The sequence below is a fragment of the Rufibacter sp. JT3400010 genome (genome assembly GCF_054956755.1).
Window position 1 is genome coordinate 44,121 of sequence record NZ_JBUDXA010000032.1, and the last position, 11,257, is coordinate 55,377.

General features: G+C 46.5%; 11 protein-coding genes. 1 reads left to right on the forward strand and 10 read right to left on the reverse strand.

Annotated elements, in window-relative coordinates; all coding sequences use genetic code 11:
* Positions 1–205: 205 nt before the first annotated feature.
* The 10 genes from porN to lipB form a co-directional block, all read right to left on the reverse strand.
* Complete coding sequence (gene porN / locus ACY0JR_RS20225; RefSeq protein ID WP_462635982.1) at positions 206–1,234, reverse strand: type IX secretion system ring subunit PorN/GldN; 1,029 nt, start codon at positions 1,232–1,234, stop codon at positions 206–208.
* An 18-nt stretch (positions 1,235–1,252) separates the two neighbouring features.
* Complete coding sequence (gene porM / locus ACY0JR_RS20230) at positions 1,253–2,842, reverse strand: type IX secretion system motor protein PorM/GldM (RefSeq protein ID WP_462635983.1); 1,590 nt, start codon at positions 2,840–2,842, stop codon at positions 1,253–1,255.
* A 60-nt stretch (positions 2,843–2,902) separates the two neighbouring features.
* Entirely contained in the window at positions 2,903–3,706 is an 804-nt protein-coding gene (gene porL / locus ACY0JR_RS20235; RefSeq protein ID WP_462635984.1) for a type IX secretion system motor protein PorL/GldL, read from the reverse strand.
* Positions 3,707–3,770: 64 nt separating this feature from the next.
* Complete coding sequence (gene porK / locus ACY0JR_RS20240; RefSeq protein WP_462635985.1) at positions 3,771–4,793, reverse strand: T9SS ring complex lipoprotein PorK/GldK; 1,023 nt, start codon at positions 4,791–4,793, stop codon at positions 3,771–3,773.
* 197 nt (positions 4,794–4,990) lie between these two features.
* Positions 4,991–5,956, reverse strand: coding sequence for a PorP/SprF family type IX secretion system membrane protein (locus ACY0JR_RS20245; RefSeq protein ID WP_462635986.1), 966 nt, complete (start codon positions 5,954–5,956; stop codon positions 4,991–4,993).
* A gap of 140 nt (positions 5,957–6,096) precedes the next feature.
* Positions 6,097–6,888 (reverse strand): uroporphyrinogen-III synthase, encoded by a 792-nt coding sequence (locus ACY0JR_RS20250; protein WP_462635987.1) that lies wholly within the window; start codon positions 6,886–6,888, stop codon positions 6,097–6,099.
* Positions 6,889–6,951: 63 nt separating this feature from the next.
* Positions 6,952–8,079: a DUF4271 domain-containing protein gene (locus ACY0JR_RS20255; RefSeq protein WP_462635988.1), complete on the reverse strand. Its 1,128-nt coding sequence runs from the start codon at positions 8,077–8,079 to the stop codon at positions 6,952–6,954.
* A gap of 4 nt (positions 8,080–8,083) precedes the next feature.
* Positions 8,084–9,118, reverse strand: a complete 1,035-nt coding sequence (locus ACY0JR_RS20260) for an MraY family glycosyltransferase (RefSeq protein WP_462635989.1) — start codon at positions 9,116–9,118, stop codon at positions 8,084–8,086.
* A gap of 76 nt (positions 9,119–9,194) precedes the next feature.
* Positions 9,195–9,599 carry a hypothetical protein gene (locus ACY0JR_RS20265; RefSeq protein ID WP_462635990.1) on the reverse strand — a complete coding sequence of 135 codons (405 nt, stop codon included), beginning with the start codon at positions 9,597–9,599 and terminating at the stop codon, positions 9,195–9,197.
* Positions 9,583–10,317, reverse strand: coding sequence for a lipoyl(octanoyl) transferase LipB (gene lipB / locus ACY0JR_RS20270; RefSeq protein WP_462635991.1), 735 nt, complete (start codon positions 10,315–10,317; stop codon positions 9,583–9,585). The genes ACY0JR_RS20265 and lipB overlap by 17 nt, the downstream gene beginning before the upstream one ends.
* A gap of 160 nt (positions 10,318–10,477) precedes the next feature.
* Between lipB and ACY0JR_RS20275 the strand changes: the two genes are divergently transcribed.
* The gene (locus tag ACY0JR_RS20275; RefSeq protein WP_462635992.1) at positions 10,478–10,831 is read left to right on the forward strand and encodes a YraN family protein; all 354 of its coding nucleotides are present in this window, start codon (positions 10,478–10,480) and stop codon (positions 10,829–10,831) included.
* Positions 10,832–11,257 lie beyond the last annotated feature (426 nt).

Genomic DNA, 11,257 nt, shown 5'->3' on the forward strand with positions numbered 1-11,257 from the left:
TGCCCCTACAATTCCCCATACTCCTTTTCAGAGAATGTACGGACAGGTCGCGACCTGTCCTACGATCTCGTGAAGGGCAACCACAAGGGATTGCCCCTACCATCATCTGCAACATTAGATCTTCTAGTTAACCCGTTTCAATTATAAGAGCATAAAAAAAGGAGACCGTTTCTGGTCTCCTTTTTTTATAATATGCTTAAAACAACTAGTAGCTCCACAAGCTGTACTCAAACTCAATGAGTTCTTCCATGGCTTGCTGGGCCGCTAATAAGCCTTTTCTACCAGCGCCGTACTGCTCATCTAAACGGGCATCTGTTACGTTAGAAACCTTGGTGATGTAAGAACTGAACAACCACAAGTCAAACGCATCTGCTAGGTTCTTGTGCTGGGCATCGTTCTGAACATTGAACCAAAGCGCCTCTTCTGGGTGTGCTCTGAACACTCTTGCCAAATCACTGTACTTGAAAGAGGCAATTGGTTTCTCGAAACCAAGACTGTTATACTTAGCAGGCATGATCATGGTGATTGCCTGAATGTCATGATAAAGTCTTGAACGCTTTTTATCAAACACCACATCTTCCTTGAGCTCTAATTTGTAAAGTTCACTAGGGAGAAGCTCGTTACCCGTGGTAACTGCTGCTACGGGAGCAGCAGTGCTCTTGGTAGTAGTTTTCTTTGGTTTTGGGGCAGGTGTTCCCCATCCGTCATCTTCCGCAGCAGCAGGAGCATCAAAACCAGCCGCTTTCTCAGCCTCAGTTAAGCCGCCACCCACTTCAGAAGGTGTCATGTTACCGAAGAATTCCTGTGCAGAGATAGGTGTATTCAAGGTATCTGACCGATAAGCCTGTAACTCACCGCGTTTTACCGCTTCCGTGATCAACTTGGAGATTTGCTTTCCGCTGGAGAACATGGGTAAGTTCTGCTTTTCGCGCAAATCAATCGCTCTCCAAACCGTCTTTTTGAACATCACATCAGACGGCAAAATTGGCCTAACAGATGGGTTTGCAGCCGCAGAAGTAGTCATTAGTTGCTGGGCCTGCTCAGATTGTTTCTGAAGCGCCTGCTGCTGCTCTAACTCTGCCTGACGTGCTTTCTCTGCCGCAGCCTGCGCAGCCGCATTCTGCTTTGCTTTCTGCGCAGAGGTAGTAGAAGACTTAGTGGTACGCTTTTGCGCCGTACTTACTACAGGTATGCTAAGCAAACCAGCTAAACCCAACACAATTAACTTCTTCATGATACTATAAATAACGTACTAGTTAAGCTGAAAAGTGATATCTGTTCCATCAGAAGGAACAACTTCCTGCTGATCACGATAGTTCATTCTACGGATTTCTTTCACGTCAATGGCAATTCTATCTCCCGGACGAGCCTGACCAGCTAAGTTCCCTAAGCTAACAGTTGGGCCGCTTCCTTGTACCTGACCTACCGGACGGTTACCACGTACCAGGTAAACAGTATATTCTGTCACTCTGTAACGAGCATCTTTAGGTAGTTGGTTCTTGAAGCTTTCATCAGCTACAGCTTGTACAGATAAAGTACGAGGACCTGGAGCAGGCATACCTCTTACTGGGTCAACTGGTCTACCATTCGCGGTAGCAACTACGCGTGGTCTAGGAACCAACTTTACCGTGAATTCCTGTGATCCAATAGCGTTTCCGCCGCTGCTCACATTCAGTTTCACTTGCTTTGACGTAGGAATGATAGTCAGGAATCCTTTTTTGGCTCCTTTTACCACTGTTGCACCAGAAGCAGAGAAAGAAGGATCATATACCGCACCCAAAGCAGGCACCTGTACACTCAGTTCGTTTCCGCAGTTAAAGTACAGAGAGTTGATAGAGGCAGACTGAATTTGCATCACTGGTTTCGCCACTACGTAATCCTGAGTTACCGTAAAGGTAGTATCACGTCCGCTTGACTGACGGAAACGCACTTGGCCTCTCCAGGTCTTCTTGGCATTACCTTCAGCGTCATAGTTACCAGCCGTAGCCGTAAATTCAATTCTTCCTTTACCGCCTTGTACTGGGATGGATCTTCCATCAACAGACATGGTAGGAGTTACCGCATCAGAAGAAGCTGCCAAAAACATTTCAGCTTTGTATTTAGTACCAGCCGCTACTGTTTTAGACTCAGCGCTAGCCATCGCGAAGATGTTCTCGAACTTGATGATGTCTGCACCAACTTTTTGAGCTAACTGAGACAAGGTTTCCGCTTCATACTTCAGTACTTCAGATTCTTTCTGAGCCAGCGTAGCCAAAGCAGCCACCATTGGAGTTTCTTCAAAGTTCAATTGCGCAAAGTTTTTTTTGCGTTGATCTTTGTTTTTAGCTACCCGTGGGTCTTCTGCACCACTCACCGCAATCTTTTCGGGAACTCTAGGATTGTATTGGCGCAGAAAACCGGCGTACTGGTTTAACTTGGCCTCTAACTCGTATCCTTTTCCTTTCTTGGTTCCACCAAGCATTAACTCGTTTACAATCTCATTGGCTTCCGGATTTTTATAGTTTCCTGCTTCGTCCGTACCACCTGTTCTTGCTTGGAGTTCTTCGCGCAACCCATGGATATATTGCACCAGTTGGGCAGTTTGCGCACGAACCTCGTTCGCTTGCTCCACAACTCTTGCGTCCTGTGATCTGTTACCGTTTTCGGCAACAGCCGCAGCAATTCCTTTAACTGTCCCGTTGTTGTCGTTCACCGTGTTGCGGTTAACGCCCATAAGGCTCTCATCAATGAATTGGAATTTTAAAAGTATTGCAGAGCTTACATTCAATGCCAACAGCGCGGTCAGAACGAGATACATCATCCCGATCATCTTCTGCCGTGGCGTCTCTCTTCCTCCAGCCATAGTATTTTTAGATGTTTACCTTTTTATGTGATCTTATAATTTAAAGAGGAATGGCAGAGATTATCCTCTCATGGCATTTAGCATGTTGCCATACACGTTGTTCAAAGAATGCAGGTTTTTAGTTAGGTTAGTTACCTCATCTTTGAATTGTTCTGTTTCACGGCTAGCCTGCGTCAGGTTCTCCATAGCGTTGGTGATGCTACCGTAGAACTTGTTAATAGATTTCAGATGGTTGTTAGCGTCCTGAAGTTCCATTTCATACACGGCATTAAGCGCGCCCAGATTTTTGGTTACTTGCTGCACTTGCGCATTGTACGCCTGGGTATCTGCGGTGGCATTGGCCATTTGAGACACTACTTGCAACGTGGTACCGTACGCTTCATTGATTTTGTCTAATGATCCGGTAGCAGTTCTTACGCGAGCGGCATACTCTTTAGTAGCTACAGTAGCGTCTGTCAAATCAGAGATTTGCGCAGTTGTCTCGCTTAATCTGTTCAGGCCTTGGCCCAAAGAACTGATAGTAGCAGGAGTTACGTTGGCATCACGCAGCATTTTGTCTAAATCACCGGTGATAGATGGACCAGCGGCAGCAGCGGCTACTGGAACAGTAGGAAGTGGGCCATCATAATCATCGCGTAACTGAGGGTAAACGCGTTCCCATTCTGGCTCATGTGGTGGGTTCGGCTGGAACGCACTCAGGAAGAAGATAATGGCTTCGGTACCCAGACCAACGATTAGCATTTCATTAGCACCAGCTAAGTGGAGGATTTTGAACAACGCTCCCACAATTACTACCGCAGCACCAATACCATAGATTTTTGGCATCACCTTATCGAAGAAGAAGTTGCCTCTTGCTTTACTCATTTTTTTGAAGGATTTAGATTGTAAGTATTCGGGTTAAGAAATAAATTTAGGAAAGGGGGTAGGACTATCTTGCTAAATCAAAGTCAGAAGAACGTCCTATGTAAATCATGGCACTACGGAACCCGATGAAAGAACGGGCAGAATCCTGGTACTCAAAGTTACGCACACCAGTTTCTAGGAAATGGGCAATGTCTTTCCAAGAACCGCCACGTACTATTTTACGAGGTTCGTTGTCATCATAATAGGTTGGGTTCAAGTCCCAAACCACTGGCACAGTAGCCTCAGCGTAAGCATCTTCGCACCACTCAGCCACGTTACCAGACATATCATATAAACCGAAATCGTTCGGATAATATTGTCCTACCGGAGCGGTATATGTAAAGCCATCGCTGTAATAGTCACCACGGCCTGGTTTGAAGTTAGCCAGCATACACCCTTTGGCGTTACGCAGGTAAGGACCGCCCCAAGGATACGTTGCCAGGTCGCGGCCACCACGGGCAGCATACTCCCACTCCGCCTCAGACGGCAAACGGAAGCTTGGCATGGGCGCTAATCCGCTTTCTACGTTGTAATTGTTTTTGTGCTTGGTTCTCCAGTTATTGAAGTACTTGGCGGCATGCCAATCTACCCCTACTACCGGAAAGTCATCAAACGCCGGATGAGAAAAGTAATACTCCATTAATGGATCACCCATGTGGTAAGTAAAGTCTCTCACCCAAACGGTAGTATCTGGATACAGCTGAGTCATGACAAACTCTTCCCCCAGAATATCCAATGAGTCCTGACGAATAGCATCTACGAACTGGCGGTATTCATTATTGGTGATCTCGGTTTCATCCATATAGAAGCCACCAATGGTTACCTGCTTGTTCATGTTAGACATGCTGGCCGCAATGTCCTGGTCTGTTTGGCCCATATGAAAAGTACCACCCGGGCAGGCGACCATTCCGTAAGGAACTTCCTGAGGATTGAATTCAGGACGATCTTCTGCCCCGATCACATCCCCCTGTGAATCTCTACCCATACCACAACCTGCCATTAAGACTACGCTTAGAGCAATGGCAGAAAACTGTAAAAACTTAATCATATTCTTGGACTTAAAAAAAGCAGCGTTTTCGCTCAGCAGTTATAATTTTTAAGATAGCAACTAAATGTCCTAATTGAAAAACAAAATTAGTGTTTTTTCTTGAAGTTCAATATCCTAACGAGACAAACAAAATAATATTTTATTTTGTTCACAATTCCCTCCTCGTTGTAGATATGCGTGTTACTTAAAACCAGTATTTAAAAGAAGTAACGTGGGGTCCTAATAGGCGGCTTTGTACTATTCTTAGGTTTAGGTAGTCTATACCCTAGCATTACCTCGTGAGAGGTGGCGCTTTTAGCGTTTGTGCCTACGGCGGTATAGTCAAAAGAATATCCAAAACTCAGTGCATTGTCTTTTAACAGATAGACACCCAACATGCCCGTGATGGCTTCTCCAAATCTGTAACCGGCGCCACCCCAAAATTTATCATTGAAAGTTGCCCTGGCTCCAGCCTCAAAAGAGGTCTCACTGGCATTAAGATCCTGCTTAAGCAAGACCGTTGGTGTTACGTCTATAACATCAGAAAGTTCTACTTCATACCCCCCAGTAACCATCAAATGCTTCTCGCTAGTTACTGTCCCTGAGACATCCTGCGCCCGATTCTCAAACTGGTATTCAGCACCCAGCATATTCACCAACCCGGCTCCGGCGTACCAACGGTCATGCTGATACCACAGCCCGGCTCCCATGTCAAACTTACGGTCAGAACTGTTAAAAGGTATACGGGTATCATCCTCCTGGTTTGCCCGGTAGCCTCCCTTGCTCATATTGGTCAGTCCTCCCTGCACGCCTATACCCAGCGTTCCGCCTGCAAGGGAGAGGTGATAAGAATAAGACAACTGCGCATTGAAAACATCAACTGCGCCAATCTCATCTTTCATCACCACCAACCCTATTCCGCCTTTTAAGGCAGTTACGGGAGCAGAGATGGTAAACAAAGCGGTTCTAGGAGAGCCCCCGGCATCAAAAGTACCGTCATAGCCAAGCCACTGGTACCTATAGAGCACATTCAGCTCTGTCTGGCCTCTCACGCCCGCATACCCTGGGCTGATGAACTGGCCATTAAAGCTATAGTGACTAAACTGTGGTAACTGTTGCGCCTGTACAAAAAAGGGACACAGGAGCCCTAAAAAAAGTATTAGAAAACCAGATTTGTGCATCATGTACAGCAATGAAATACTCCTGCATGCGCAGGAGTCGTTTGGCAAAAGCTAGTAAATTATCTATTAACTACCAAAAGCTAATTCTGATCTTCAAGCTCTAGCCATGCTACGCACAAACCAATCAAAAAGTAACGTTTCGTTTACTTTTTCTTAGAATGTTGTTGGATATAAACCTCAATTGCCCCAGTCATGGAAGGCGCGTTGGGCATAGGAGCCTCAATATCTAGTTCAAGACCAGCATCACGCACCGCTTGGGCTGTAGTTGGGCCAAAGGCGGCAATGCGGGTGCCATCCTGTACAAAGTCGGGGAAATTGGTGAACAAAGAATGTACGCCTGAAGGACTGAAGAAAGCGATACAGTCATATTTCACTTCTGCCAGATCAGACAGGTCTGAAGCTACCGTTCTGTACATGGTTGCTTCCGTGAAAGTAAAGTTGTTCGCCCGCATGAACTCCGGGATATCTTCTTTTCTGATATTGGAGCAAGGATACAAGAACTTTTCAGTCTTATGTTTCTTCAGCACATCAAAAAGGTCTGCCGAGGTCTTGCCTCCAATAAACAATTTCCGTTTACGGAGAACGATGTATTTCTGCAGATAGTACGCGGTCTGGTCAGAGATACAGAAATATTTCATCTCGGCGGGAACCTCTATCTTGCCTTCAGCACAGATTCTAAAGAAATGGTCTACCGCGTTACGACTGGTAAAAATAACGGCAGTATGATCCAGGATAGAAACCTTGTCTTTTCTAAAATCCTTGTAGGAAACAGGCTCAATATCAATAAAGGCTCTGAAATCCACTTTGATCCCGTATTTCTCAGCAATGCTCAAATACGGAGAATTATCGTTTGCCGGCTTTGGCTGTGTGACTAGAATACTAGAAATTTTCTTTGAATGTCTATCAGCACCCAGCTCTTCTTTACCGTCAGCCATATTTAGAAGGTAGTTTAACAACTTAAAATCTAAAATCTGTAATAATTCCTGTTTACCAGAGTCTTACACAAAAACGATCAGTTTTAGCAAAATCATCAGTGGAATCACTTCTGTGGCGCAAAGGTAGGAAAATAAATGTAGATTTTTGAGGGAATATTTTTTACTGACTGTATGGAAAGTCCTGATTACGGTAAAGACCAAAAGTGCCGTAATGCTTACGTTGGCTATCCAATAAACCACCTGGGGCGTAGACGACCACAGCCCCAAATACAGAAGCAGCACAAAAGGCAAAAACAGCCCCATGCCCAACAGGGTACGCAGGAATTCACGGTACTGGGAAAGCACCATTTCGCCTACTCCAAAGATAAACCCCATGAGCCGCAGGAAGAGATACTTAAACAGCACGAACAGGAAGATCATAAGAGCGTACAGCAATATCTTAGAAATAAGATCTGCCTGCGTGGCGGTAAACAACTGGTTCAGCAAGGCTAAGTCTTCCAGGTTAGTGTGAATGGCGACAATCAGCAACGCAAAAGATAACGCAAACGCCAGTACAAACAGAATGCTGGACCAGTTTCCGATAGGTTTGGCTAGCAGGCCTTCCTCCAAGGTAGAAAGCTTGGTGAAACTGCTCCACCGGAAGATACTGGTGAAATCTGAATAGAAGGTCATCCGGAGGGCGCCATAAATTAATCCCACTATGACCATAAAGAAGATCAGGGCGCTCCGGTGCGCGTCTGACTGCTTGGGTATGGGCCGATAAGCAGTAATAGGCCTGGAACTCAGAGAGGGCATCTGCTCCTGCGGCACTTTGAAAGAAGGATAGTTTGGCTGCTGATCTGGGTGCCAGACCGAAAGCAGGTACTTCTTGCCGGGCTTCAGGAAGGAGGATAAATCAATGGTATAACGCGCCGTTGAATCTGCCACAAAAACCAGGCGGTTGTCTATGAACAGGCAAAGCTCCTTGCGGGCGGCAAACTCAATCTTGGGGTTCGTGAATTTATCCAAGCTCACCCATTGGTACAGGGCCTGGCGCTCTTCATGAAACTCAGGTAAGTAAGGCACTAACTTATTTTGACCGGCTTTATAGATCAACCAGTCAGAAGAGAGCAATGGCTTTAAGGTTGCCGGTTGCCCTACCGCCAGTCCCCACCACAGACAAAGACTTACTACTACCCCCCAGAATCGCATGCGTTTAGGTACTAGGGGTAGTTTTAGTGGAATATTGCCCCAGCACCAAACTTAGCACCAGAGAGAAGCCCAGCAAGCACAGCAACAGCATCAGGTTACCCCAGTGCGAAAAGTTAAACACAAACAAAATGACCAACACATTGAGGAGCGCTAATATAAGCACCGTGGCTACCTGACTGAAGCCCATTGCCAGAATGCGGTGATGGATGTGGTTTTTATCTGGGGCGAAAGGAGACACCCCCCTCAAAATTCTGATAAGGGAAACCCTCACGGTATCAAACAAAGGAACAAAGAGTACACCTAGCGCCACCACCGGAGCAGATTGCACAGCCCGCATTTCTATAAACTGGATAGCCATGATGGAAACTACAAAACCGCAGAGCAGAGAACCGGTATCACCCATGAAGATTCTGGCTTTGTAGAAATTATACCGCAGGAAGCCGAGCAAACCACCAATCAGGCAAACCGCCACACCGGCGTAGTTGGAATAAGACTCAATGTGTGCGTACCAAAAAAAGAAACCAAACGTGGAGACCACTATGGTTACAATGGTACCGGCCAGGCCATCTAAGCCATCAATCAGGTTAATGGCATTGGTGATGCCTACTATGGTAAAGAAGGTGAAGCCGTAACTTAAGCCATTGGGCAGCTCATGAATCCCAAAAATGCCCTGAAAACTGGTGACTCTTATATCGGCAATGAACATGACCACGCCCGTGGCCAGCACCTGCATGAAAAACTTCTTAAAGGCCGAAATAGAAACCAAGTCGTCTTTCAGTCCTCCAAAGAAGAGGATAATACAGCCTGCCAAGACTTGCTGCACGCCGTTGTTCAGATTTCCGAAAATAGTAAGTGCCGACATAAAGCCCGCGAATACTCCCAAGCCTCCTAATCTGGGCGTAAGCGACACGTGCACCGTGCGCTTATTAGGCTGATCCAGGATGTTCTTTAAATGCGCCACATACACAATGGAGGGAATCGCGAATAAAGCAATAAAGAAAGACCAGCTAAATGAAAGGAGGTATGTAAAAAATTTCATGCCATCTCTAAAGTAAAAAATGATTCTGGGCCAATTCTCTTTCCCAGCCTTCGCAGCTATGCCGCAAAGGGGCTCTTTAAGAATGGAGAATGCCTTCTTTTTCCAGAATGGAAATATGAATCAGGTTTTCTTCCACCACGCTGCCCGGCACAAACACAAACCGTTTATCATGGATGTTGCGGCCAATGTAATAACTCACCCAGTATTCATTGGTAATCTGAAACAAGGCCGGGTCAATGGGTTCTACCTGCAAAGCCGTTTTTGGCCCCATTTGGTCAAACATGTGCCTAAGCACCGAAGTCTTTACTTCCTGTCCGTCCTGCTCTCCGTAGCCTTTAGAGGAGATAAGCACGTTCTCCAGGTAAAAATCATTGTTATTGATAAAGTAGACATTCCACTCCTCCAGACCCAACTCGTTTACTTCACGGGCAATGGCTACAGAAACGCCTTCTACCTGATGAAAATCAATGTCTTTCTTCATACTGATGCGCCACTAAACTGGCTTCAAATATTTGTTCAAAATGACGAAGCAGTTTCTCCTCTACTTCTTCCATAGGCACTACATGTCCTACTTCTTTTTCCAGAGAGGTCACCGCTTTGTCTGAAATACCGCAGGGCACAATGTTACCGAAGTAGTCCAGGTCTGTGTTCACGTTAAGCGCCAAACCATGCATGGTCACCCACCGGCTGCACTTCACGCCCATGGCACAAATTTTCCTGGGGTTCCGCTGCTCTTCAAAATCCAGCCATACGCCGGTGAGCCCCACAATCCGGCCAGCGGGCAAACCGTATTCGGCCAAAGTGTGGATTACCGCTTCTTCCAACAAGCGAAGGTACTGGTGAATATCTGTAAAGAAATTCTCTAAGTCAAGAATGGGGTATGCCACTAACTGCCCAGGACCATGGTATGTGATATCCCCACCCCGGTTGATTTTATAGAAAGTCGCCTGCTTTTCGGCCAGCCCTTGTTCGTCTAAAAGCAAATGTTCTTCGTGCCCACTTTTGCCCAACGTGTACACATGCGGATGCTGGCAAAGCAACAGATAATTAGGAGTCGTCAATTTCTCCGTTTCGGGCAAAGCCCGATTTTGGGTTTTGACGGCTACTATCTCTTTCAAAAGCTGCTCCTGGTAGTCCCACGCTTGTTGGTAATCTACCAGTCCCATTCTCTCATACACAATGCTTCGGTTCTGCTTCATGGTTCTGCGCGCCCTACCTTACTCTATTATATATATAATGTTACTATGCCTGGCAGCACTGCCTCTCTGTTGTCCTATACAGAATCCTACTCTTCTCGTATAGAAGGCTTTGTTATCAGAAAACTGTGCAAATTACTCATTAAACCAGCACCTACCAAAAATGGCGCATAATACTACTTTAGGTCAGTTGGGCGAGCAGGCCGCCGAAGCCCATTTAGTCGCGCAGGGATATTTGGTTTTGGAGCGAAATTTCCGCTACAAGCGGGCCGAAGTGGATTTGATAGTGGCTAAAGAGAAGACGCTGGTGCTGGTAGAAGTGAAGACCAGAAGTAGTCATCAATACGGGTTCCCCGAAGAAGCCGTTTCAGCCCGAAAAGAGGCTATGCTGCAACTAGCCGCCGATTATTACATAGAACAGCACCAATGGCCACATGACGTTCGGTTTGATGTGATTTCTGTTTTATGGCAGCAGGGCAAGCCTGAGATTCTGCACATAGAGGATGCCTTTCATTGATTTACTTCGGTTATCGCTTTTATGGATAAGTGATTCTTTGATTATGCCTTACACACTGTTCCCTTGGCTTGGCTGCTGATTGCATGGGATTTCTTTCTGTGCCCGCCTTTTGCCAGTTGCTGGCGTGGCGGCGGGTTGATGCGGAGCCCTTATGCTTTGTTGTTTCATAGTTTCCCTCCGTGCGCTCACGGCCGCGGGGCCCCGTCTTCCCCTCGCGCACTGCCCTTTCGGCCTGAAGAGTCCTTTGCGCTTAGCTAGAGCCTTTCCAGGGCCAAAAGCGAGGCGCGCTCGGGAAAGACTGGAACAGGGGAAAGTAGCAATATTGGTAAATGATGGCGGGGAACTTGGTTCAAGTCTGTGACTTGGACCTACCATGGTCTGCAGTTTGCAACAGCAGCGAGGCGCAGCATCATTGACGCTTCTACA